Source organism: Staphylococcus caseorum (assembly GCF_049943195.1).
GTDB classification, from domain to species: Bacteria; Bacillota; Bacilli; order Staphylococcales; family Staphylococcaceae; genus Staphylococcus; species Staphylococcus equorum_A.
The window spans coordinates 1-24,344 of sequence record NZ_JBNFUA010000002.1; the positions used below are offsets into that span (position 1 = coordinate 1).

The 24,344-nt window shown below is 31.9% G+C and carries 19 protein-coding genes and 1 pseudogene; 4 read left to right on the forward strand and 16 right to left on the reverse strand.

What is annotated here, in order from left to right; translation table 11 throughout:
* From ACP3TL_RS14410 to ACP3TL_RS14425, 4 genes and pseudogenes are all read left to right on the forward strand, one after another.
* Positions 1-939, forward strand: a complete 939-nt coding sequence (locus tag ACP3TL_RS14410; RefSeq protein WP_271399722.1) for a replication initiator protein A — start codon at positions 1-3, stop codon at positions 937-939.
* 948 nt (positions 940-1,887) lie between these two features.
* Positions 1,888-2,417: pseudogene (locus ACP3TL_RS14415) on the forward strand (SdpA family antimicrobial peptide system protein).
* Between the two features lie 6 nt (positions 2,418-2,423).
* Positions 2,424-3,290 carry a sporulation-delaying protein SdpB family protein gene (locus ACP3TL_RS14420; RefSeq protein WP_285324511.1) on the forward strand — a complete coding sequence of 289 codons (867 nt, stop codon included), beginning with the start codon at positions 2,424-2,426 and terminating at the stop codon, positions 3,288-3,290.
* Positions 3,268-3,912, forward strand: a complete 645-nt coding sequence (locus tag ACP3TL_RS14425; protein WP_271399719.1) for a sporulation delaying protein family toxin — start codon at positions 3,268-3,270, stop codon at positions 3,910-3,912. The genes ACP3TL_RS14420 and ACP3TL_RS14425 overlap by 23 nt, the downstream gene beginning before the upstream one ends.
* Positions 3,913-4,219: 307 nt before the next feature.
* Here ACP3TL_RS14425 and ACP3TL_RS14430 read toward each other — a convergent pair whose 3' ends face one another.
* The 16 genes from ACP3TL_RS14430 to qoxA form a co-directional block, all read right to left on the reverse strand.
* Complete coding sequence (locus ACP3TL_RS14430; protein WP_285324508.1) at positions 4,220-4,810, reverse strand: Cap15 family cyclic dinucleotide receptor domain-containing protein; 591 nt, start codon at positions 4,808-4,810, stop codon at positions 4,220-4,222.
* A gap of 2 nt (positions 4,811-4,812) precedes the next feature.
* Positions 4,813-5,685, reverse strand: a complete 873-nt coding sequence (locus ACP3TL_RS14435; protein ID WP_285336870.1) for a nucleotidyltransferase domain-containing protein — start codon at positions 5,683-5,685, stop codon at positions 4,813-4,815.
* A gap of 115 nt (positions 5,686-5,800) precedes the next feature.
* Positions 5,801-6,976, reverse strand: a complete 1,176-nt coding sequence (locus ACP3TL_RS14440) for a restriction endonuclease subunit S (protein WP_285324506.1) — start codon at positions 6,974-6,976, stop codon at positions 5,801-5,803.
* Positions 6,969-8,525, reverse strand: coding sequence for a type I restriction-modification system subunit M (locus tag ACP3TL_RS14445; protein WP_285324505.1), 1,557 nt, complete (start codon positions 8,523-8,525; stop codon positions 6,969-6,971). The genes ACP3TL_RS14440 and ACP3TL_RS14445 overlap by 8 nt, the downstream gene beginning before the upstream one ends.
* The gene (locus ACP3TL_RS14450; protein WP_285324504.1) at positions 8,526-9,101 is read right to left on the reverse strand and encodes a restriction endonuclease subunit S; all 576 of its coding nucleotides are present in this window, start codon (positions 9,099-9,101) and stop codon (positions 8,526-8,528) included.
* Between the two features lie 97 nt (positions 9,102-9,198).
* On the reverse strand, positions 9,199-11,985 hold the full coding sequence (locus tag ACP3TL_RS14455; protein WP_285324503.1) for a type I restriction endonuclease subunit R: 2,787 nt from the start codon (positions 11,983-11,985) through the stop codon (positions 9,199-9,201).
* A gap of 302 nt (positions 11,986-12,287) precedes the next feature.
* On the reverse strand, positions 12,288-13,775 hold the full coding sequence (locus ACP3TL_RS14460; protein WP_145415474.1) for an aldehyde dehydrogenase family protein: 1,488 nt from the start codon (positions 13,773-13,775) through the stop codon (positions 12,288-12,290).
* A 98-nt stretch (positions 13,776-13,873) separates the two neighbouring features.
* A complete protein-coding gene (locus tag ACP3TL_RS14465) occupies positions 13,874-15,520 on the reverse strand; it encodes an alpha-keto acid decarboxylase family protein (protein ID WP_285336866.1) in 1,647 nt (548 codons plus the stop codon).
* 169 nt (positions 15,521-15,689) lie between these two features.
* On the reverse strand, positions 15,690-16,781 hold the full coding sequence (locus tag ACP3TL_RS14470; RefSeq protein WP_002508618.1) for a Leu/Phe/Val dehydrogenase: 1,092 nt from the start codon (positions 16,779-16,781) through the stop codon (positions 15,690-15,692).
* A 734-nt stretch (positions 16,782-17,515) separates the two neighbouring features.
* A complete protein-coding gene (locus tag ACP3TL_RS14475; protein WP_037539657.1) occupies positions 17,516-17,785 on the reverse strand; it encodes a YrhK family protein in 270 nt (89 codons plus the stop codon).
* 131 nt (positions 17,786-17,916) lie between these two features.
* Entirely contained in the window at positions 17,917-19,473 is a 1,557-nt protein-coding gene (locus tag ACP3TL_RS14480) for an FMN-binding glutamate synthase family protein (protein ID WP_285324497.1), read from the reverse strand.
* A 74-nt stretch (positions 19,474-19,547) separates the two neighbouring features.
* A complete protein-coding gene (locus ACP3TL_RS14485; protein ID WP_002508623.1) occupies positions 19,548-19,751 on the reverse strand; it encodes a helix-turn-helix domain-containing protein in 204 nt (67 codons plus the stop codon).
* Between the two features lie 570 nt (positions 19,752-20,321).
* A complete protein-coding gene (gene qoxD, locus ACP3TL_RS14490) occupies positions 20,322-20,612 on the reverse strand; it encodes a cytochrome aa3 quinol oxidase subunit IV (RefSeq protein WP_002508624.1) in 291 nt (96 codons plus the stop codon).
* Positions 20,609-21,214, reverse strand: a complete 606-nt coding sequence (qoxC, locus tag ACP3TL_RS14495; protein ID WP_002508625.1) for a cytochrome aa3 quinol oxidase subunit III — start codon at positions 21,212-21,214, stop codon at positions 20,609-20,611. Before qoxC ends, qoxD begins: the two co-directional genes overlap by 4 nt.
* Positions 21,204-23,192, reverse strand: coding sequence for a cytochrome aa3 quinol oxidase subunit I (gene qoxB, locus ACP3TL_RS14500; protein WP_002508626.1), 1,989 nt, complete (start codon positions 23,190-23,192; stop codon positions 21,204-21,206). Before qoxB ends, qoxC begins: the two co-directional genes overlap by 11 nt.
* Positions 23,192-24,313, reverse strand: a complete 1,122-nt coding sequence (gene qoxA, locus ACP3TL_RS14505; RefSeq protein ID WP_037539660.1) for a cytochrome aa3 quinol oxidase subunit II — start codon at positions 24,311-24,313, stop codon at positions 23,192-23,194. Before qoxA ends, qoxB begins: the two co-directional genes overlap by 1 nt.
* Positions 24,314-24,344 lie beyond the last annotated feature (31 nt).

The following is a 24,344-nucleotide window of genomic DNA, read 5'->3' on the forward strand; positions in this document are numbered from 1 at the left end:
ATGCCAAATTTTGAGAAATATAATTTATCTCAAGTGAAAACTGAAAGATTCTATCAATTACCTAAATACTTATTTGAAGATGCATATTTCAAGAAAATGTCAGCAGAGGCCAAAATTATGTATGCATTATTAAAAGATCGTTTTGAATTATCTATACAAAACGAATGGGTAGATAAAAATAATAACATTTATTTTATTTTTAGTAACAAACATTTGTGTGAATACTTAGGTTATGCTGAACAAAAAATCATAAAATTAAAAAAGGAACTAGTGAAATTTAACTTACTTACTCAAGAGCGAGTGGGGCTTAATAAACCTAATAGATTATATCTATTAAAGCCAAATTACAATAATGAAACCAGTCATAGCAAGGAACTTCCAAATTCACAGTTCCAAAACAATGAATTTGGAAGTTCTGGAACTGTGAATTCGGAAGTTCTTGAACAGTTGAATTCACAGTCTAATGATACTAATTTAAATAATACTGAGAATAATGATACTGAGAATAATGATACGAATGATTTGAATGATACATCTAACAATATTTCTAAAAACGCTCATTCGAATCATACAAATCATCAACAAACTGAATTTAATAATGATGCCTTAAAATTCCAAGTGCTTGAAGAATTGCCACAACAAATCAAAGATTACTTAAGTAATTTTGAAATTAGAGAAATTCGTATTATTAAAAGTGTTTTACTTAAAGGGAAAAAATCATTTAATAACGCCCATGATACATATTATCGTTTAGAAGACGTGGAGTTCGAACTTGTCAACGTCTTAAAACGCTTTAAAGCGATGTTGCTACAGAAAAATGAAACGGTTGAAGCTATGCAAGGTTATTTGATGCAATCGATTAAAGCTGAGCTTGAAGAAATACATGCACTTAATATGCGTCGTCAAAATATACCTAAACATAATATCTTTAATCAATAATTCAAATGCAATTTAAAATTTTTGTATATGAAATTAGATTATATTTATATACCTTATATTTGCTTTTTAAGAGATTATGTAAGTATTGAGGTATATAACTATAAAATTATCCTTAAATCTTTAAAATACCCCTTTAAAATTCAAAATAAAGGCATTTAAAAATTAACGGAACAAAAAAGCTACTAGTTTTTGCTAGTAGCTTAAATTTTGATTTAGTATTAATTTTTACGTTTGTGCTATAACAGCGATTACTTAAAACTAAGATAAAAAATCGACGAAAGGCAATTGCGATTTTGCGCAAATTGATTTCCCCAATTCTATAAGGGCACTTATAGAATTTATAACTTTTTATGCTTATATATTATATGGTATTTAACAAAAAAATAATATTTTTAAGTTGATTGATAACTTATTTTAATATTTTTAGTATTTAAAAATTATTATTATTAATAAACATCTTTCTTTTTTATTTTTTTATTGTTATTGTTCTTGTTGTGAGCGCTTATAATAAAAATTAAAGGAGAGATACATATAAAAAAACTAAAGAAATAATAATTTTATTTTTTTATTTAATAACTTTAATAATAAGTTTATGTGTAATATTTAAAAATTGGAATACTCTTCCTAGTACTTTGCCAATGCATTTGAATAATGGGAATACTTATACTTCAAAATCCATTATCTTCTTACCTATTTTTTTAAGTTTATTAAGTTTTTTACTTATGTATTTATATAGAAAAAAAGATAATTTTAGAAATGTAGTTAATTTATTTTTACATTATTCATTGAGCTTTTACTTTTTGTACATTAGTAATTTTTATGTATATAGAGTACTTTATGGAAGTAATATAATTTTCAACGAAGCAGTCTTATTTGCATTACCAGTAATTATGATTTTTCTATTAATAATTGTAGATTTATATTTTAAATTTAGGAAGGATTAGTAAATTGAATAATTCGTTAAAAATCTTTCTTGTTATATATAGTTTTGTTTTTATATTACTCTTCGTTATTTCTTTTTCGTTTTCTTATACAAAAACCCCTATCAAAATACCTGCTACTCTCGAAGCTGAAGTTTCCAAAATATTCACTCAAGGTTGGGGCTTTTTTAGTAAAGATCCAAGAGATGAAAAATTCTATGCTATTGATTTAAACACTGGAGAATATGTCGGTAAGTGGCCTAATATGACTTTAGATAATTTCTATGGGTTGAAAAAAAGGGCAGAGCTCAGGGCATTGAATTAGGACGTTTATATGAAAAAGCTAATCCAACTAACATGAAAGAGTGTCAAGACACGCCTGGAAATTGTGTGAGAAAAATGAAACCAATCAAAGTAGAGAATGATCAAAAGTATCCAACTATTTTAGGAGATATAGCTATAATCAAAGAAGAACCAGTGCCTTGGGCGTGGTCAAACGATTACAAGGGAGCTATGCCCTCTAAAGTGATGAGGTTGAACGTTTATGAAACAAATTGAAAAAAAATCATACATTTTAATTGTCTTTCAAATGTATATGGATTAGGTAGAGCTTTAATCGCGTTTAGTACTTTATTAACATTACTATTGAACCCTGTACATGAATTGTTTGCGCCAATGTCAGGTATTGATCGTTACCCTACTGGTAATGGGATATTAAGTTTGTTTAATATAGTACCTCCTAATTATTTTTATTTATCCATTGTTAAATGGACTTTTATAGTATTTTTATTGCTAATTATAATAGGTTGGCGACCTAGGTATACAGGAATAATTCATTGGTATATTTCATATAGTTTTTACACTGCTGCGTCCACTCTTGACGGTGGAGATCAGGTAGCTGTAGCATTAACTTTTTTATTAATACCTATAACACTTGTTGATGGTAGGAAATGGCATTGGAGTAACAGTAATTTCACAAATAATTTTTCTAGAGTAGTAGCTATAGTTCCTTATTATATGATTAGATTACAAGTTTCCTTAATATATCTTCATTCTTTTCTTGCGAAAATATCGAGGGAAGAATGGATTAATGGTACAGCTGTTTATTATTATTTACATGATCCTTTATTTGGATTAAATGATTTCTTTTTATCTATGTTAGACCCAATTCTTAAATCATGGTTAGTAGTTATACCGACTTGGGGGACCCTTATCGTTCAATTACTATTATTTGGGGCTTTGTTTGCCCCAAAAAATCATTGGAAATATTATTTTATTATAGGGATATTCATGCATGAAATATTTGCGTTAATGTTAGGATTATTTAGTTTTTCTGCAGCTATGGCGGGAGCTTTAATATTATATTTAATACCTATCAATAAAAAATTAAAACTTACCGGAGGAAAAAATGAAAACTACCAAAAAAATTAGTATGATTTTTATGTCTTTAATTGTATTATCGTTTACTGTATTAGGAAATTTAGAACCAATCGCGATAGCTAAAACTAAAGAATATTCTGGAGAAGAATTATTTAAAGGGATTGCCTTTGGAGTAGGAGGAGCACAAAAAGAAATACCTGAAATTTGGCCGGAGGAAGTCGTTAAAGAGATTGATAATGACGATGTAAACGAACGTGCTGATATGATTGTAAAGGAAATTAATAAGCAAGATAGCCAATATTTCGATAAATTAAAAAATACTATTTATTCTAAAGATCATGTAGCATTAAAAAAACATTTAGAAAGCGTAAATCCATTACTTGAAAAAGCATTGAAAAAAGTGGATGAAAAATATAACAATGAAAAGGAAGATGATGTTTCTACTAGAGCGGTGGGGACGTTAGCGGTAGGACCAGTTGTATATGTTGGCGCTGCATTTACTACAGTAGCAGCAGCAACTCACGTTGCGGTAGCTACAGCAGCAAATGTGGCAGCAGCAGCAAATTGGGTTTGGGCCCCTGATACTAAAAGTAGAAGTATAAACTCTGAAGAAAATGAGGGGAATTTAAGTTCTGATGAGTTTGTTAACATCGTTATTAGTGGTTTTAATTAAAGAATTATATATATTATTCATTTAATATTTCCTATTAGCTTAATTGTGTTAACTGAATAAAACGCCCAAAATACTGTTAAATAAATATTTTGGGCGTTTTCGATTTATAGTTATTTATACAGCTTTTCTCCAAATAGAAAAAAGTCTTTATTGTGTATCACCTTACATTTTAAATAGGTATTTGAAAATTTAAAATAGCTTCATAGGTTAACTTTATCTTAAGCTATCAAATGCTTTTAAAGCGCCAAATATGATTAGCCCAAATTAAGCATAAGGTAATACGTACAATATCAACGATTATTGAAAACTAGGATTTTTTTAACAGTTTCATTTTCCCAAAGTTTTCATTATTAGTTGGGTCATTAAAATAATTACCTTCCATTGAATCTCTTTTTATTTCTAAATTCGCATAACCTTTGTGATTGCTAGTACCCATTTCATGATATTGTGGAATTTTGTCATTATAGTAAGAATAGAGTAATTTAACTCCTCCTCCATCATTTATCTTTAATGAAGCTGTATTACTTGAAGATTTAGAGTGATTAAATTCCCCTGTAATACAAATTTTTGACCACGTTTGTTCGATAATTAAAACAACTGGAAGGCTCTTGTTAAAATTATGATAAGAAGACTGAAATTCTCCTTTCCATACCCCATTTAAATTGGGTATTTTAACTATTCCTTTAAGAAAATTCCACTTCCAAATATAATTATTGAACAAAGCATATAAAATACCGAAAATACCTATTGCAGTAAAAGATACAGTAAATTCTACGTAAGGAATTTTTACTATTAATGTATTTAATATAGTAGTTATAGTACTTGAAATTAAAATCGATAATAATGATAAGTAAAAAAGAATTTTACTATGTTCTACATCAATACTGTACTCATGCATATTTACCACTCATTCCAAAGTTTAATTGTTTGTGAAAGAAACGTACGTGCGTCTTTTTCATTCCATTGTTCTTGGCCGCAACCAAATAACATAATTTGTTCATTTTGACATGAAAATTGTGGAAATGATATCTTGTTATCTTGTAACCATTTAAGCACACTATAAACTCTAGTCGACAGTTTTATATTATCAAAACATTCATCTGGGACGTTATATAATAAATTCTCTACAAAATAAGAAGATGCAATGTCCTTGCTGATCATTTCTTTTTCAATCAACTTACTTTTAATATTCTTAAACACCCTTATGGTTGGTTTATACCTCTTATTCACTCGTTGATTTTTATCAGCGCCTTTTGAATAATGTTCTTTTGGATAATTAACAACACTATGATTTTCGTTAGTGGTAAAGAATTTAATCCCAGGGATATATTTTTTATATTCATCACTTTTCCCAAAAGAAACATATTTACGGTACTCAAAACAGGGAACTACATCAGCTTCGTAATTTCCATCATCTATTTTTATTGACTTATCACCAATTTTTACATTATCTGAACCAAAGGCACATTCAAGTGTCTTTATTACTTCACTTTTAAAATCTTGCCAAGTATAAGTAGCATCATTAAAAGTATTTATATATATATTCTTCTCGTATTTGTTTAATTTTGAAATATCTCTAAAAAAAGTAGCGTTATTTTGAACGACAATATCGACATCACTATTTCCTAATATATTTGTTTTATTTCGATAGGAGCCTTGAAGATAAATTTCAAGTTGACTCTTTCTTGTGATTTTCGATTCATACTCAGTAAGGGCTTTTTCTATTTTTTTCTTAAAGATTTTGGTGCTTGTGTAGCTCCTTGATTTGACCAAGTTTCTAGTTTTGACTCAGGTATAGTCATCTCTATCCTCCTCCATTTTTTCACAATTAAATATAATACAATCTTTAAGTTCTGTTTTTACTTTACATAATAGGTCGTTATCAGAACTACACAAACATTTTCTGCAATAATCCCTGTTTGCGTCGTTTTAATAATACGATTTTATTAATTTGATTATTCATTTTTTTATCTATAGATTTTAACAATGCACTTATTTTACCTTGTTCATTGAGACAAGGAATTTCAAGATTTATATTGCATAAGTTCGCATGAGTCAATTTAGCTGGTGCATTACCAGTGACAAATGTTCGCAGTTCTTTAAAATTCAAATAGTAATTCATAAAATACAAATTATGATTATTACTTTTAACTACATGTGCATGATTATTTACCCAGTATTGTCCATTAGCAATAAAGCTACTCTTTTCAAACTGGCCCCATTTCGCACCATCTTCTCCTATTAGTAATCGTTCTTCATTATTGAATAAATAATCTTTTACATAATCAATAATTCCGGTTGCACCATAGTAAGGGTATAATCCCTTTTCTCTTAATGAAGAAGTAATTGGTTTTCTTCTATTGTTTTCAAAGATAAAGATATCTTTTATAAATTTCTTTTCCCACTTTGGATAATCATTTCCGTCTTGATCTTTAAATCTTAATTCTTGAGAAAATAACTTTTGCATATATCCCTTTTTCTGTTCTTCTAACTTCTCTAATTTCTGTTCTTCCAATTCGATTTGTTGATCGAGTTTGCTAAAGAAATCACCAATTTTTTGTTGTTCTTTTATAACTGGTATTGAAATTGGCATTTTAGCCATTTCTTTTCCTGATATCTCTACAAATGTAGAACCTGCTCCATGGATTTCTCCATAGCGTTTTAATTCGTTTGTTCTTGAGAATATAAAGTAGGTATCTAACACTCCTTCTTTAGGTATTATAGATTGAAATCCTTGATTTGTGGCACCTTCTTTTTTCAAAATAGCTGTGTTTCCTATACCAGCTCTTGCTGTGAAAAGAACTGTACCAATAGGTAAAATTTTAGCAGAACTTTTCTTCAATCCTAATTGAGTTATTTTATTTTTACTTTCATATACATAATTTCTGTCCCCAATTTCCACAGGAGAATACCAGTTGATTTCACCGTTCCAGTACTCTGGTATTTCAGTTTTAGGTGTACCACCTCCAACTATATTTGCAATATTCCCTAGGTTTGTTTCTTCCCACTTATCTTCAAACCCAGTAAATCTTAATTCAGGTACGTTTGCTAATTCATTAGTCATGTTTTAACACTCCTAATTCTTTGAGGTAACTATTAATTTCTTGTTCTACTTCAACAATTTCATCATCAATTTGATTTAAGTCTTTTTGAACTTGCTCCAAATCAATAGGTTCTTCTTCTTCAAATGTATCGACATATCTTGGGATATTAAGATTGTAATCATTTTCTGCAATTTCTTCTAAACTTGCCGCATAACTATATTTATCTATTGTTTCTCGATTTTTATAAGTTTCAACAATTTTTTCAACATCTTCAGTTGTTAAATGGTTTTGATTTTTACCTTTTTCAAATGATTGCGATGCATCAATAAACAATACATTGTCATCTTCTTCACGACATTTTTTAAAGACGAGTATGCTTGTTGGTATCGATGTCCCAAAGAATAAGTTAGACGGTAAACCAATCACTGCGTCTAAATAATTTTTTTCTTTAATTAAATATTCGCGAATGACACCTTCAGCTGCGCCACGGAATAATACACCATGTGGTAAAACGACAGCCATTGTTCCATTGTCATCTAAGTGGTAGATCATATGTTGAATAAATGCAAAATCTGCTTTTGATTTAGGGGCTAATTTTCCATAATTACTAAAGCGTGGATCTTCTAAGAATTGTGGATCTGAGCTCCATTTCGCACTATAAGGCGGATTCGCCACCACTGCCTCAAAACGTTCATCTGAAATGGCTGGATCTTCTATCGTATCTCCATTTTCAATTTTAAAATTCGCATAGTTGACATCATGTAACAACATGTTCATACGTGCTAAGTTATACGTTGTACTGTTGTATTCTTGACCATAATATTGACGCACATCGGCTTCACGACCAACACGAAGGAGTAATGATCCCGATCCACATGTAGGGTCATAAACACTTTTGAGGTCTTTTTTATTGGCTGTTACGATTTTAGCTAAAATCGTTGAAACTTGTTGGGGTGTGTAGAATTCTCCAGCTTTTTTACCTGAACTTGCTGCGAATTGACCAATTAAGTACTCGTAAGCATCACCTAACATATCAATCTCCATATCACTATGAACAAAAGGTAATGTAGATATCTTCATCATTACTTTTGAAATCAATTTTGTACGTGCAGCATTAGAGTTACCCAAACGTGAAGATACAAGGTCTAAATCATCAAATAAGTGAATAAAGTCATCTTCACTATCATGACCCCGTGTAGAATTTTCTATGTTTTTAATCGCATTACTCAGGTCTTCCATTTCAAAAACTTGTTTCTCAATTTTTTTAACTAAGTGACTAAATAGATACTGTGGTTCAATCACATAACCGATACGTGAAATAAATTCTTGCTCTAAGACAGGTCTATAATCTTCATCTGCCATCGCAGTTTCATAATCTATATTGTCTTCAGCTAAGAGTATTTGTGCTTGTTCTTCAATTTTTTCACTTAAGAAACGATAAAAAATCATACCTAAGATATAGTTTTTAAACTCGTTGGCATCCATATTGCCCCGTAAGTCATCAGCGATAGACCATAGATTTTTTTGTAATTCAGCTTGTTGTTGGCGTTGTTTTTCCGTAATAGACATTTAATTGTCCTCCTTGAATAAAGTGTTGGATAAGAATTGCTTTTTTAATCGACTTTGTCTTTGTTTTAATACGTTTAATTGTTTTTCTTTAATACCAATTTGCCCAATCAACCGTTGTCGTTCAATTGAAGGTAAGGTAATATAGAGTGATTTTAACTGTTGATGTGTTAGTTTTTTTATTGTCGAGCCACCCTGCATATATTGCTTATATTGTGATTGTACCTCTGGTGCTAGTTGAAACCAATAGACTAAAAAAGCAGGTTCCAATAAGTCTGAAGTAACTTCAATTTTTGTATAGTTATAAGGTAAAATTGAACCGTCGTGTCTTGAGCTCACTAGGGTACACTCACCTGTCATCATACTTATGACAATATCATCTTTACGTACAACGGTTGCTCTTGATGTATCTTTTAATCTTATGACTCTAGGTTGATATGTATCATCTATGGTTAACCCTAAATCTATATCTAACATATTTTGATCATATACCATATAACGATTCCCCAGGTCACTCTCATCAACTTCTAAGCGCTGTATTAATGTGCCACTTTGATAATTAACATAATCTTTTAACATACCAAACCTCCTGTAGTTGTGTTTTTCTACAAAACAAATATAGCATGATTTCAAAATAAAAACAAGTGTAGTTTTCGAAAACTACACTTGTTTTGCATTAAACACTATATTTTTTAACCATCTCTTTAATAAATGATTTAACACGTTTTATTTTTTTAGTACGTATTAAAAGACCGCCAGAAACGCCTTCTTCAATTAAATTATTATTTAATTGACCACTAAATTCAAATTCCTTAACTAGTGATTTCAATAATTCTAATGGATATTCTGTTTCCTCAGAAAATTGTTCCAGCTCTCCGACCTTTACTTTCGATTCATAATTATAATAAGCATCATCAATTGAATCACCTTCATTTAAATTCGGTACGACTTTATCTAGGAATGTTCGAATTAAATCGGATTTCAATCTCAATTGATCATCATCAGCTTTATCAAGCACTTTACGAATTTCTTTAATATCTTTTTCTTGTTGTTCTGTATCACTTAAATCAATTTGATTTAATAAATCTAAAATATATTGAACATTAATCAAATCATTTCGTAAAATCTCAATATTAAAATCAATATTGTCTAATATAGATTCTCCCTCTACTGTTTCATTATCAGGTCGTATCACTTTGTCATAGATATCTAAATATTTACCTTTATAATCTTCATATGTTTGTTCATCAATACCTAATGTTTCCTTATCAAATGCAAATTCATCAAACGTTTTTAACTTTTGCATATGCTTCGCTAACTCACGATATGCAATAACAAAATCACGTTGATCTTCTTCTCTTTCTAATTGGTCTACGGCTTGAGGTGTTTCAGCTAATTCAAATAGTTCAATCAGAGCCTGTTTAAATTTCGTTAAGTACGCTTGGAACGATAAGCTCAATACCGTATCTGTATTGTCTGTTTTAGAGAAAAGCTCAATAGCCTCATCCGTTTTTTCTTTTAAGTTTCTATAAGCAACAATGTTTCCGTAGGGTTTCGTTGGTTCTTCCACACGATTGGTACGTGAGTAGGCTTGAATAAGCGTATGATGCTGTAAATTACGATCAACATATAACGTATTCAATTTTTTACTATCAAAGCCTGTTAAGAACATATCGACAACGATAAGAATATCTAATTTTTGATCGGGTAATCCTTTTTTGACACGGTTTGATACATCATTGAAGTAACCATCAAACGTATCCGTTGAGAAATTTTTATCAAAGGTCTCGTTATACGTTTGAATGATATCTTCTAATATATCTCTTCTTGTTTGTTCATCCATCGTATCATCTATGGCTTCATTATCCTGATAACTGAATATTGTCGTGACATTAAAATTATGTACACCTTGTTTCTTCAATTTTTGGAAAACACGATAATATTGAATTGCCATTGGAATACTTTGAACGGTCAACATACCTGTGTACATTTGGTCACGTGTTTTTTTATTATGATTCGCAATAATATGTTCTGCTACTTTTTGAACACGTTCGTCTGCCATCCATATTTCAGCATCATTAATTTTATTAACATAACCGTCTTCGGTAATTTTTTCACTACGGTCAAACGTATTCATATATTCAACAGAAAAACCTAGCACGTTACCATCTCTAATCGCATCTTTGATTAGATAATGGTGTAGACATTCTCCAAAAATATCCGCAGTCGCGCGTCCATCTTGACTCGCATTCTCTTCAAATCTAGGTGTTCCCGTAAAACCAAAGTATTGGGCGTTTCCGAAATGTTGTCTGATGATACGGTGCATTGAACCAAATTGTGTTCGATGACATTCGTCAATAATAAAAACGACTTTATCTTCTTTATAACGTTCCATTACTGGATGTCCTGATTTAATCGCATTATCCATTTTTTGAATCGTCGTAATAATTAGTTTCCGTGTAGGATCATCCATTTGTTTGAGTAACTTTTTAGTATTGAACGTCCTATCAACAGAATCTGACTCAAACTTATTAAATTCCCCTAAAGTTTGACCATCTAGGTCTTTGCGATCGACTAAGAATATAACTTTCTTAATATCTGGTTCTTGCGCTAAGATTTGACTCGCTTTAAACGATGTGAGGGTTTTACCACTCCCTGTCGTATGCCAAATATAACCATTGTTATTTGTTTCTATAGCACGATTTAACAAAGCCTCTACAGCATAGACTTGATACGGTCTCAAGGCCATTAATATTTTATCCGTTTCATTAATAATCATATAACGGCTAATCATTTTAGCAATATGGCAAGGTTCTAAGAAAGATTCAATAAAATCTTTAAGCATATTAATGCGCTCATTTTTTTCATCGCTCCAATAAAACATATGACTTTTCATGATTTTTTGATCGCTATTCGCGTAGTAGCGTGTTTCCATTTTATTACTCACAACAAACATTTGTATGAATCTGAATAGCCCTGTATAGTTTTGACGGCGATAACGTTCAATCTGATTAAAAGCTTCTGTAATCGCAACGCCACTACGTTTAAGTTCAATTTGAACCAAAGGTAATCCATTAATTAAAACAGTTACATCATAACGACTTTTGTGTGTATCATTTACACTCACTTGATTTGTGACTTGAAATGTATTTTGACACCACTTTTTTATATTCATTAAGCTAATATAAACTTTTGTTTCATCGTCACGTTCTAGTACATATTTATCTCTTAATATTTGAGCACTTTCAAATACACTTTTATCACTGATATCAATCATGATACGTTTAAACTCACTATCTGATATAGGCGTACCCTCTAATTTATCTGCATTTCGTTCATTTAAAATACGTCTAAAATTCTCTTTCAATTGTGTTTCGTTGCGCAATGATACACGCTCATACCCCAAATCTTGTAGCTGTTTAACTACATTTTCTTCTAAACCATATTCACTTTGGTATCCCAATTTAATCGCTCCACCCTATTAAATTTAAGTATAATTAAATATTAACATATCAGAAATTAAATAGATGTTAACTAATCATCTTCTGTTATATGATTTTTATGTATTAATTTATGATTATAAAAAGACTCCTTTTAAATAAGGAGTCTTTTAACTGATATAAAATAACAGTTATCTAAATGAAAAATCGGTTTTCAATCACTACTTAAATTTCGAGTTCTAACGTAGTTTAAGTAGAATATTGTGACCTAATTTATTTGTTTCTTAAAATTGCAATATCAATGTGTCGTATAACATTTTATTTATTAATATAACCCTTTTAACTCATTACTTGTATCAATAAATATATTTTTAACTTGTTGATAATTACTTAAGGCTTCTTTATATGTTTCTCGTCCAATACCTGATTTTTTATAACCACCAAACGGCGCGCCTTCTGGCACTTGATTATATGTGTTAATCCAAATGCGACCTGTTTTTACAGCTTTCGCAATGTTTAACGCACGTGTAATATCTTGGGAGAATACGCCTCCTGCTAAACCATACTCAGAATCATTAGCAATTTTAATTGCTTCTTCGTCATCTTTTACTTTTATAATTGTTAAAACAGGACCAAAAATTTCTTCTTGAGCTAATTTATCAGCATTATCTTTAACAGCGATTAATGTTGGTTCTAGGAAGTAACCACTATCTAAACCATCGTTAGTAATACGTTTACCCCCTGTGAGAATTTCAGCATTAGATTGTTCTGCATAAGTGATATAAGATTGGATTTTTTCCATCTGTTCTTGGCTTGTTTGACTACCCATTTGTGTTTTTTCATCTAATGGATCGCCTATTTTAATATTTGAAAAGGCCTCTTTTAGACGTGAAATTAATTTATCATATATACCTTCCTGAACCAGCAGACGAGATCCAGCACTACAAACTTCCCCTTGGTTAAATAAAATTCCAAGTTGTATACCTTCAACTGCTAAATCTAAATTAGCATCATCTAAGATAATATTGGCACTTTTACCGCCAAGTTCTAAAGTAGCTGGTACAATACGTTTTGCTCCGGCTTCAGCAACTTGATATCCCACATTTGTTGAGCCTGTAAACGAAAGCTTGTTAACACCTTCATGATTAAAAATAGCATTCCCTGATTCTGAACCTTTACCTGTTACTACATTGACTACACCTTTAGGTAAAATTTCTTGGAAAATTTTAGCAACTTCCAATAAACTTAAGGGTGTTGAGGAAGAAGGTTGAATAACAATTGTATTACCTGCTGCAATTGCTGGTGCTATCTTCCAAGATGCTAATAACATCGGGAAGTTCCAAGCTACAACTGCCCCTACGACACCAATTGGTTCGTGGCGAATGATGCTCATTGTATCTTTATCTATATCATTGACTGAACCTTCATGTGTTTCGATAACACTTGCAAAATAATTAAAATGTCTTGCAGCGTATGGTATGTCAATACCTGAGGTTTCACGGATTGGTTTACCATTATTTAAGGTTTCGATTGTTGCAATTTTTTCTTTATTTTCCATCATTTTATTACTAATTTGTCTTAATAAATTAGCACGTTCTGTTTTAGATGTTAAACTCCATGACTCAAATGCCTCTTGAGCTGCTGCTACAGCTGTATCTACATCTTTTTCATTAGCTTTCGCAATATGTGATAATGTTTCTCCTGTCGCCGGATTTTTAACTTCTAGCGTTTCATCACTATGCCCTTTCACAAATTCTCCGTTTATAAACAAACCATAATTCTCATCCAAATAATTTTTAATATCTACTGTCATTTGAATCTCTCCTTTGTTTTAAAACTTCTTGTGGCTTAGTTATCCTATTGTTACTTTAGTATAACTTATATGGTAATACTTATTAAATTTTTCAACTGTTAGCTATTTTGATTTGAAAAAGCTTGAGCTACTTTATTTAATTTTTCTGGTGCATCATTTACATCCATGTGAACTTCAATAAAATGCATTTTATTTGGTGTATCGTTAATTTCATTTAACACCTTCTTCAATTTTGAACTAGTTGTGACATTATTTATTTTAATGTCATTTCCTTTCGCCCCAAATATTGAAGGTAACATTTTGTAATCCCACATTTGAATGTTATTATAAGGTGCTGTTTTACCATGAATCTTACGCTCAATTGTATAACCATCATTGTTGATGATAAATATAACAGGTTTTAAATGCTCACTAATAATTGTTGATAAGGCTTGTACAGTTAATTGTAATGCACCCTCACCAATTAACAACACATTTCTACGATGTTTATTTGCAATTTGTGTACCAAGGGTCGCTGGTAGTGTATATCCTATTGAGCCCCATAATGGTTGGCCAATAAATTTATTATCTTCATACAGTGTTAAATCGTAAGCCCCAAAGAAAGCAGTACCTTGGTCAGCGATAATAACATCGTCTTTTTTTATAAATCTTTGTATTAATTTGAAATAAGTTTCTTGTGTCAATGGTTTCTCATTTATATTCAAATTGTTATCTTGATAGCCTTGATAGCTTGGATAATTTGCTTTACTAACGTAATTCATCGTTAATAAGCCTTTTAAAAGATCTGGAAGATTAACTTCCGAGTCTTTGATTTCCTCTATTATGAAATTGCGATGATTCATCGTTATTACATTTTCTAAATCAAAGTTGTATGAGAAGCCTGCAGTTGCAGAATCTGTTAATTTAGCCCCTATATTTAAAATTACATCACTTTTATCTACATAATTTTTAATTTGTTCTTCTGCAACCTCTCCATCATAAATACCCATGTAATATGAGTTTTCTTCATTAAATGCACCTTTACCTAAAGAGAGTTGAACTACTGGAATTTGCGTTTGATTCACAAATTTTTCTAATTGCTGATGCAAATTGAAACTATTGATTTCATGGCCTGCAATAATCAAAGGATTTTTTGCATTTTTTAATTTTTCTTCTATCATTTTAATATAACTAGAAACGTCTCGTGTGTTGGGTTTTCTATAACGGTAAGGTGCTTTTACTTCAATTTCTTCTGCTGCAACATCGATTGGTAAATGAAGGTGAACTGGACGTTTTTCATTTATTGCAGCATCAATTAGCCGTGGTATTTCCTCTTCTGCATTCTCAGGCGTTATATATCCTTGTGCGGTAGTAATGTGTTTATACATTTTACGGTAATCATCAAAACGACCTTCCCCTAACGAATGGTGTACATATTTACCAGCATTTTCGACTTCGCGTGTGGGGGCACCTGTAATGGCTATGATAGGAACACGTTCTGCATAAGCCCCTGCTATTCCATTTATAGCACTGAGTTCTCCTACTCCAAACGTGGTAACCATAGCACTAATACCTTTCATTCTGGAATAACCATCTGCAGCATAACTGGCATTTAATTCATTTGTATTACCTACCCAATCCATATCATCTCGGTTAATAATGTCATCTAAAAAGGTAAGATTAAAATCTCCCGGAACTCCAAAAATTTTGTCAACGCCCACAGTACTGATACAATCCATTAAATATTGTCCTACTCTTTTTTTCATTCATCATTTCTCCTTTAATCTCATATTAACACTACAAAAATAACTCAATTAACAAAATAAAGATCTTGAAATTGAATTTTTCCTTATTAATCTTTTTCGATTACTGTTAAAAATTGTATACGTTAACTTCTGATTATTTGAGGTACAATTATGACTAAAATAAATGTATTTATTTATTAATTTGATTATTGGCTTTTGACGAAAATTTACCATGTACACGTAGTAAAGCTTCAATACGTTCTTCTGCTAAATGTTCTGCAGCTTCTAATGGTAGGATGTTTTTTTCATTAGCGATGTTTAAAATCTTACCTATTTGATTATATACACCTTTCACTTTTTGAGTTGCACGTTCCTTATTATAACCTTGTAACTCATCTGAAACATTAATCACGCCCCCACTATTTACAACAAAATCTGGTGCATAGATAATACCACGTTCATTTAACATTTTCCCGTGTTTATCTTGGTCTAACAACTGATTATTAGCGCTACCACAAATCATTTTAAATTTTAATTTTGGTATGCTCTCATCATTTAAAACACCACCTAATGCACAAGGAGCGAAGATATCAGCTTCAACACCATAAATATCTTCGATACTCACTGCCTTAGCATTAAAGTCCTCTACAGCACATTTTATAGCTTCTTCGTTAACATCCGTTACAATAAGATCAGCGCCTTCTTCATGTAAAAATTTGCACATATGATATGCAACATTTCCTACCCCTTGTACAGCGACCGTTTTACCTTCAAGAGTATCGCTACCAAATGCTTCTTTTGCCGTACGTTTCATAGCATAATAAACACCTAATGCTGTCATTGGGCTTGGATTACCACCCGAACCAAATGACTCACTTATACCACATACATAAGGTGTTTCTTGATAAATCATATCCATATCTTCAACACTTGTGCCTACGTCTTCTGCAATAATATAGCGCCCATCTAAACTATTAATATAACGTCCCAATGCTCTAAAAAATGCTTCTGACTTATCTGTTTTTGGATCGCCCATTACGACTGTTTTTGCGCCACCTAAGTTAAGTCCTGCAGCTGCATTTTTATACGTCATACCTTTTGCTAAACGCATCACATCTACAATCGCTTCCTCTTCTGTATCATAATTCCAGAAACGACACCCACCTAGTGCAGGACCAAGCGTAGAGTCATGAATACAAATAATTGCTCTTAAGCCACTTGTTTTATCATGACAAAATACTAGTTGCTCATAATCAGATTGTTCCATTTTCTCAAAAATCATGTCTATTCCTCTCCTATGCATTTAATAATTATAGAAAGCCCTTACATATTTACTTTAACATGCATATAATGTTACTGTTTTCTGAAAATATAAAATGATAATTTGAATCCTGTTTTATAACTTTTAGGTTTATTTAATTATTAATAGATAATGCTTATTCTTATACTAAAAATCCAAAAAAATTGAAAAAATATAATTACATAAAGTACTGTATCATTTTGAATACTTAGTAATTAAATAAAACTAAATACTAAAGAAGCCAACGAGATAAGTTATGATGATTGTCAGTCATGAAAAAAATCTAGATGAGCAAAATAGTTCTAAAAAGCATATTAAAAGAGACTTCTTAGAAAAAAAGTCTCTTAATTGTTTTAAAATTTGGTATGAATTATTATATTTTAGTCACTAAATTAGATTTTTAAAAAAGAATATATCTCTTTTATCTGTAAAATCATCAAAATTAGCATCTCTTTGAAATCCTAATCTGTAAGCTAAATTTATAGAAGGCCAGTTACCCTTATCAGTTCTTACTACAAAAAATAAAGTGTTTTTTTCACAAATTCCATTTTTTCTGCGCCATCGCTTCCTATTACATTTTCGCTTTCTTTTGCAATAAACATGAAGAACCACGTTCATTATTGTTCTAATATTTCTTCCATTCATTAAGCATTTATGTGCGGCTCCTTGTATTTATATCACCAATAATTATTGATTTGGCAGGATACAGTCCAGACCTATAGGTTTTTGTCTTTTTTAATTTTATATATATGGATATCCCTAGAGATAGTTATTATAGGCCTAATTAATAACTCAAAGCTCCCAATAACAAATAAGACTGTGCCATAGAAAGTAGTTGATTCACTAAAAAACAAGAAGCTACCGACAATGAAGAATAAAGCTAACATTATATCGTTAATTTGATAAAGGAGTTTGTAAAACGCGTCAATTTTTACATCAAAACCTAGAAAGTTAAATTCTAGTTCTCTTCTTGTACTTTCTTTCATGGAAAACCACCTCTGATTCATTATACAATGCTTGAAAAATTTTTGAATTTATAGGAAGTTGGATTATTGAAAATATTAATTTTTTGATAAGTTAAACTAAAAAATATATATTATTACAATTAGTTTTTGATTTATTTATAATTAATTAGTTTTAATTTATAGTCATTTATAGATTTCACTGTGCCATCTTTCTTTTTAATGATGATATGATCTTTTGAAATTTGGGTAGGGCTTTTTACACCTACAGCAGCAGCAATATTAAACAAACCTTCATGCAAACTTGTAACGTAGTTAGTAACGCGATACTTTTTCTCGTCAATAATGAGACCTTTTTCTCGTTTAGGATCAGTTGTTGCCACACCAACTGGGCAAGTATTCATATGACATTGTTGACTCATGACGCATCCAACGCTGATCATCATCCCTCGTGCGATATTAACTAAATCTGCTCCTAAACCTAAAGCAATAGCAATTTTGTCTGGTGTGATAAGTTTACCAGAAGCAAAGACTTTCATTTGGTGACGAATATCATACTTTTCAAGTAACGCTGTTACAATAGGTAGGGCTGTAAACAATGGCAAACCCACACCATCTTGAAGTTCTTGGAAAGTGGCACCGGTGCCACCTTCCCCGCCATCGATAGTGATAAAATCAGGGTATTGGTTAGTTTCAATCATAGTATTAATAAGTTTTTCAATTTCTGATACCTTACTAACTACAATTTTAAAACCTACAGGTTTCTGACCTTGGTGTTGTAAAAACGTTACCCAATTTAATAAATCTTTGGGGTTGCCAATTGAATTGAAACGGTTGGGAGAATTAATTGTTTTCCATGGTTCTACGTTTCTAATTTCAGCAATTTCCTCTGTTACTTTATTACCTTGCATATGACCACCCCGTGTTTTAGCGCCCTGCGCTAGCTTTATTTCAAAAGCTTTAATTCTGTCGCGGTTTGCCAATTTGAGAAATTCTTTTAAATCGAATTCCCCTTCTTTATCACGTACGCCGAATAAACCTGGGCCAATTTGGAATATAATATCTGCGCCACCTTTAAGATGATATTTAGATAAACCGCCTTCACCTGTATTCATCCAAGTTCCAGCTTGACCTAACCCCATGGATAAAGCTGTAATAGCATGGCTACCTAAGGCACCATAACTCATACCTGATTGACCGACAAGTCGTTTAATTTTAAAAGGATAATCTAAGCCTTTTCCAAGTATAATAGCGTCCTCGTCAGACAAAAAGTACGGATCAATTTCAGTTTTAGATATATGTTCATCTCGGTTAAATAAACGTTCGTTATCGACTTCATAAATAAATGTAGAGATCATAGTTGATTGATCGATATGTAATTCAGCTGTTTGTAAGGGAAACATAGTATTTTGAATATAGAAACCATCTTCATAATCATTTTGAGTGCCATAACTAGACATTCTTGAATTGTATTTACCCGCGACAACAATATTAGTGTAATCATTTCTTGAGAATGGTTTACCTTTGGTATCTTGTAAAAATAAATACTGGCGCATTTCAGGCCCTATTTTTTCTAAAAAATAGCGAACATGCGCGAGTAACGGATAATTACGTAATACGCTGTGTTGTTTTTGTCTTTTGTCTTTAAAAAGTAACAGAGCGCCTGCTAAAAGCACGCTAAGTAAAGCTAAAACAATAATAATGTTTACAATTAATTATAATATAGTTAAAACAGTCACATTAACCATCCTTCATTATTAATATTTAATTTAAATATTAATACATTTTAATAATATATAAATTCTTCATAAGGCAAATTAAAATAATGTCCTAACACTTCTGCTTCTGTTTCGGTAGGAGTTTTTTCTCCCTTTTCAAATTGCCATAATCTTTTTTCATCAAATGATAAGTCAGACATTTTATTTAATTCATCCTTAAGTTGTTTAAGTGTTAGCTCATGTCTTTTTCTTAAATTAATTAATATATCCATTTATTCTCTCTCCTTTTTTATACTTATACAAGTCTCAAGACTATCATTTCTGATTTTAAATATATGAAGCATATATTTAATCACATCATCTTATGTGCATATCTAAATTTAAAACTACAGTTAGAAATATTTCTAACTGTAGTAAGTGTGTAATCAAAAAGTTATATGGGAAGCCCTGTTTTATTAATACCTTTAATTTATCTAAATTAAACCTGAATTTACATAATCTATGGTTATCAGAATAACATTAAAAAGGACTCCTTATTCAATAAGGAGTCCTTTAATCGTTTCAAAATGAAATATTGTCTCAATACAGATTATTTTAAATAACCTCTCATAGTCACTAATCCTACAAATAGAAACAGTATAACAATGATAACCTCCTACTTACTGAGAATTTCCGACAGAGATAGGGATAATTTGTGAAGTTAACATTTGTTTGTACAATATCTTCTGTCATCACGGGTTGCTTAGTATATTATATATGTTTAATATTTTTTCTAAAAAAACACCTCTGACTAATTGGGCCATTCCAAAAGCTTCTTCTGAAGAGAGGTCCTTTTCTATAGATTATAAGTGAGCTGAGTGTCCACCTTGCATTACCCAATAAGTACCAATTATGATAATTAAGGTAATGATAATCGCAAATATAACTTTAAAACTTTGTATGTTTCCGTCTTTACCTTCAGTTAAATGCATGAACATTAATAATTGAACTGCAGCTTGTATAAATGCAAAACCAAAGAGGATAGTAATCTTCACATTAAGTGCCATAGATGTGTATAAAGTTACAAATACCGCTAATAACGTTAGAACGATTGAGGCAATAAAACCTACTGTGTGTTTTACTATTGTATTCATCCGCTAAACACCATCCCTATCATATATACGGCAGTGAAGATGAAGATCCATACAACATCTAAAAAGTGCCAATATAAACTTACTATAAATAATTTAGGAGCATTGTCTTTATTTAATCCTCGCATAGCTACTTGAATTAATAAGCAGATAATCCAGACGATACCTAACGATACGTGGGCACCATGTGTTCCTAATAGTATAAAGAAACTAGACCAATAAGAACCGATAGTTAGATTAACACCTTCACCTACATAGTGGGCGAACTCGTAAATTTCAAAACCTACGAACACGATACCTAGTAATACAGTGATAATCATCCAAACCATCATTAATTTTTCTTTTTCGTTTCTCATATAATATATTGCAATACCACATGTGTAAGAACTAATTAATAACGCAAATGTCATTATTAAAACTAGGGGTAATTCAAATAACTCAGTCGTCATTTTACCAGCATAATCGCCACCGTGTTGCAGTGTTAGTAACGCTGCAAATAACGTACCAAATAATGAAAATTCAGCTGTAAGGAAAATCCAAAAGCCAAGTTTATTTAATTCACCTTCATGCGAACGTTGATCAATTGTGTTTGCATTATGACTCATGACTTACAGCCTCCTTTTCTTTTACACGTGCTTTACGTAAACGTTTTTCGGTTTCTGCTACTTCAGAAGCTGGGATATGATAACCGTGGTCAACTTGGAAACTGCGGAAAATCATCGTACTAAAGATGCCGATTAAGCAAATAATGGCTGGAATAATAGTTTCAAAGATTAAGAAGAACCCACCAATTGTGAAGAAAATCCCCATAAAGAAACCAACTGGCGTGTTATTTGGCATATGAATATCAGTATAATTGTGATTATCTAAGTAGTGACGACCGTGTGCTTTCATATCAACAAATGTATCATAGTCATTCCAGTCAGGTGTGATAGCAAAGTTGTATTTAGGTGGCATTGCTGAAGCAGTTGACCACTCTAATGTACGACCTAAACCATCCCAGTTATCGCCAGTTGATTCACGTGGTGATTTGAAGAAACTATATGCAATACTTGCAATTAAGAACATGAAGCCTAATGCCATCGTTAGTGCTCCGACAGTAGAGATTATGTTTAGTAACCACCAACCATCTTCTGGCATATAAGTGTATAAACGACGAGGCATACCATCTAAACCAAGCACGAATTGTGGTAAGAAACAAACATTAAAACCAATAATGAATAACCAGAAACACCATTTGTTTAACGTTTCGTTTAACTTAAATCCAGTCATCTTAGGCCACCAGAAAATTAATGCTCCTAACAAACCAAATGCAACACCTGCTACTAATGTGTAGTGGAAGTGTGCAATTAAGAAGTAAGTATTATGATATTGGTAATCGGCTGCTGCCATAGAAAGCATCACACCAGTTACGCCACCTATTAGGAAGGTAGGGATAAATGCTAGTGCGAATAACATGGGTGCTTCAAAAGTAATTCGACCTTGATAAAGCGTAAACAACCAGTTAAAGATTTTAACACCGGTTGGTATACCAATAAGCATGGTTGAAATTGAGAAGAATGAGTTGATTAATGCACCATTACCCATTGTGAAGAAATGATGAACCCAAACTAAGAAGCTTAAGAATGCGATACCTGCAGTCGCCCAAACCATACTTTGGTGACCAAATAGGCGTTTACGCGCAAACGTTGGAATAATTTCAGAATAAATACCAAATGCTGGAAGGACAACAATATAAACTTCGGGGTGCCCCCATACCCAGAAGAAGTTAGCCCAGAGCATTGGCATACCACCATTTGCAACTGTAAAGAACGCTGTACCGAATATATTATCAGTTGTAAATAGTGCTAACGCGACTGTTAATATTGGGAATGCTAAGATAACGAGTAATGTTGTAATGAAAGCAGTAACTGTAAACATTGGCATTTCCATAAATTTCATCGTAGGTGTTTTACATCTAAGTATAGATACGAAGAAGTTAATACCCGTCATAAGTGTACCGATACCAGAAATTTGAATTGCAATTAAGTAATAGTTGACTCCGGGTCCGGGACTGAATTCTCCTGCCATCGGTGCATAATTTGTCCAGCCAGCCGCAGGTGCGCCTCCGATTATAAATGACATGTTGAATAAAACCATACCTGAGAAGAATAACCAAAAACTTACGTTATTTAATACAGGGAATGCAACATCACGAGCGCCAATTTGTAAAGGTACAATGACATTCCATAAACCAAAAATGAATGGCATTACCATAAAAATAATCATAATAACGCCGTGCGTGCTAAAGACTTCATTATAGTGGTTTGCTTCTAAGAATGTATTGTTTGGTATAGCCAATTGTGTACGCATCATTAGCGCGTCAATACCACCGCGAACAAACATTAATAAAGCACAGATTAAATACATGATGCCGATTTTTTTATGATCAACAGATGTAAACCATTCCCTGTATAGATATTTCCACAATTTAAAGTAGCTAATTGCTGCAATTACAGCGATGACGGCGAATGGGGCTCCAATTTGTGTCATTGTAATCATCCAATCACCGTGAACGAGCAATTGATCCCATGGAAAATTCATTACTGTCCACCTCCGTTTTCATGGTCTTTTTTCTCTATTTTAGATGCTTTTTCATCTTTTGCACCTTCAGATATTTTGTCCATTTCATCGATATTATGTGATTCTTCGTCTTTGAATTCACTATCGTAAGGCTCGTCGTTGCCAAGAATCATGGCTTTCATACCATGCCTTTCATAGTTCGCATTTGTGATTTGCGGTTTACGTGCAGGTTGATCAGGTTCATCTAACACATCTTCAGTTAATTCTTCTTCAGTGTTAAAGTTCGGATCTTTTTGTACGTAATTGTAACGATCATAGGCATAGAAAATATACTCAGGATCTGCTGCAGGATCAACAAATGCTAGATGGGTACCACTGAAAGTTAACTCTTCATTTTCAGTAGTTGGTAAAAGTTGCTTATCAAATGTATCTTGATCTAACTCTTTTTTTCTTTGAGCATCTTTGACCCAATCGTTAAATTCACTTTGACTTACTGAGTTAACATCGAAAGTTTGACGAGAAAAACCTTCACCATTGAAGTTTGAGTTACGTCCACGGAACGTGCCTTCTTCACTGGATGTTAATGTCCAGTCCATTGTCATACCTGTCATCGCGTATTTCTGACCACCAAGTTGTGGAATCCAGAAACTTGTCATCATATCCATTGATTGGAGTTTGAAAACAACAGGTCGATCCTTGGGAATAGTTAAGTGATTAACAGTTTCGATTTTTTCTTCAGGATAACTAAAGAACCACTTATAACCAGCACTTGCAGCATAAACTACAATAGGGTCATCTTTTTTATCTGGTGTTTCCTCATACATGTAAAGTGATTTAACCGTTGGAATGGCTATAGCAATTACAATGATTATTGGAATAATGAACCAGATCGATTCAAGTAAAAAACTATGGTGCATCTTTCCTGTTTCCTCTGTCTTGCCCATTCTATATTTGTATAGAAAGACTGTGAACAAGAGAATTACAGCGACAACGATAGCAAGCATGAAGATGATCGAATACATAATCAAAAACTTCGAATTACTTGCCATTGGCCCTTTTGGGTTTAAAACTTCTACGTTAGAACAACCACTAAGCAGGATTAGCGAGCCAAAGAGTAGAAGCAAAGACTTAAATTTCGACACTTTTTTGACCTCCTAATATTACAAATATAGG

What these genes read in the sequence shown, in the direction of transcription:
- ACP3TL_RS14440 (WP_285324506.1), bottom strand. Translation starts at nt 6,976, where the DNA reads ATGACTAATGAATTAGCAAACGTACCTGAATTAAGATTTACTGGGTTT.
- ACP3TL_RS14475 (WP_037539657.1), bottom strand. Translation starts at nt 17,785, where the DNA reads ATGAAAGAAAGTACAAGAAGAGAACTAGAATTTAACTTTCTAGGTTTT.
- ACP3TL_RS14410 (WP_271399722.1), top strand. Translation starts at nt 1, where the DNA reads ATGCCAAATTTTGAGAAATATAATTTATCTCAAGTGAAAACTGAAAGA.
- ACP3TL_RS14470 (WP_002508618.1), bottom strand. Translation starts at nt 16,781, where the DNA reads ATGATTTTTGAGAAAATGGAACAATCTGATTATGAGCAACTAGTATTT.
- ACP3TL_RS14465 (WP_285336866.1), bottom strand. Translation starts at nt 15,520, where the DNA reads ATGAAAAAAAGAGTAGGACAATATTTAATGGATTGTATCAGTACTGTG.
- qoxC (WP_002508625.1), bottom strand. Translation starts at nt 21,214, where the DNA reads ATGAGTCATAATGCAAACACAATTGATCAACGTTCGCATGAAGGTGAA.
- qoxB (WP_002508626.1), bottom strand. Translation starts at nt 23,192, where the DNA reads ATGAATTTTCCATGGGATCAATTGCTCGTTCACGGTGATTGGATGATT.
- ACP3TL_RS14445 (WP_285324505.1), bottom strand. Translation starts at nt 8,525, where the DNA reads ATGTCTATTACGGAAAAACAACGCCAACAACAAGCTGAATTACAAAAA.
- ACP3TL_RS14430 (WP_285324508.1), bottom strand. Translation starts at nt 4,810, where the DNA reads ATGCATGAGTACAGTATTGATGTAGAACATAGTAAAATTCTTTTTTAC.
- ACP3TL_RS14460 (WP_145415474.1), bottom strand. Translation starts at nt 13,775, where the DNA reads ATGACAGTAGATATTAAAAATTATTTGGATGAGAATTATGGTTTGTTT.
- qoxD (WP_002508624.1), bottom strand. Translation starts at nt 20,612, where the DNA reads ATGAATACAATAGTAAAACACACAGTAGGTTTTATTGCCTCAATCGTT.
- ACP3TL_RS14485 (WP_002508623.1), bottom strand. Translation starts at nt 19,751, where the DNA reads ATGGATATATTAATTAATTTAAGAAAAAGACATGAGCTAACACTTAAA.
- ACP3TL_RS14450 (WP_285324504.1), bottom strand. Translation starts at nt 9,101, where the DNA reads ATGTTAAAAGATTATGTTAATTATCAAAGTGGCACATTAATACAGCGC.
- ACP3TL_RS14425 (WP_271399719.1), top strand. Translation starts at nt 3,268, where the DNA reads ATGAAAACTACCAAAAAAATTAGTATGATTTTTATGTCTTTAATTGTA.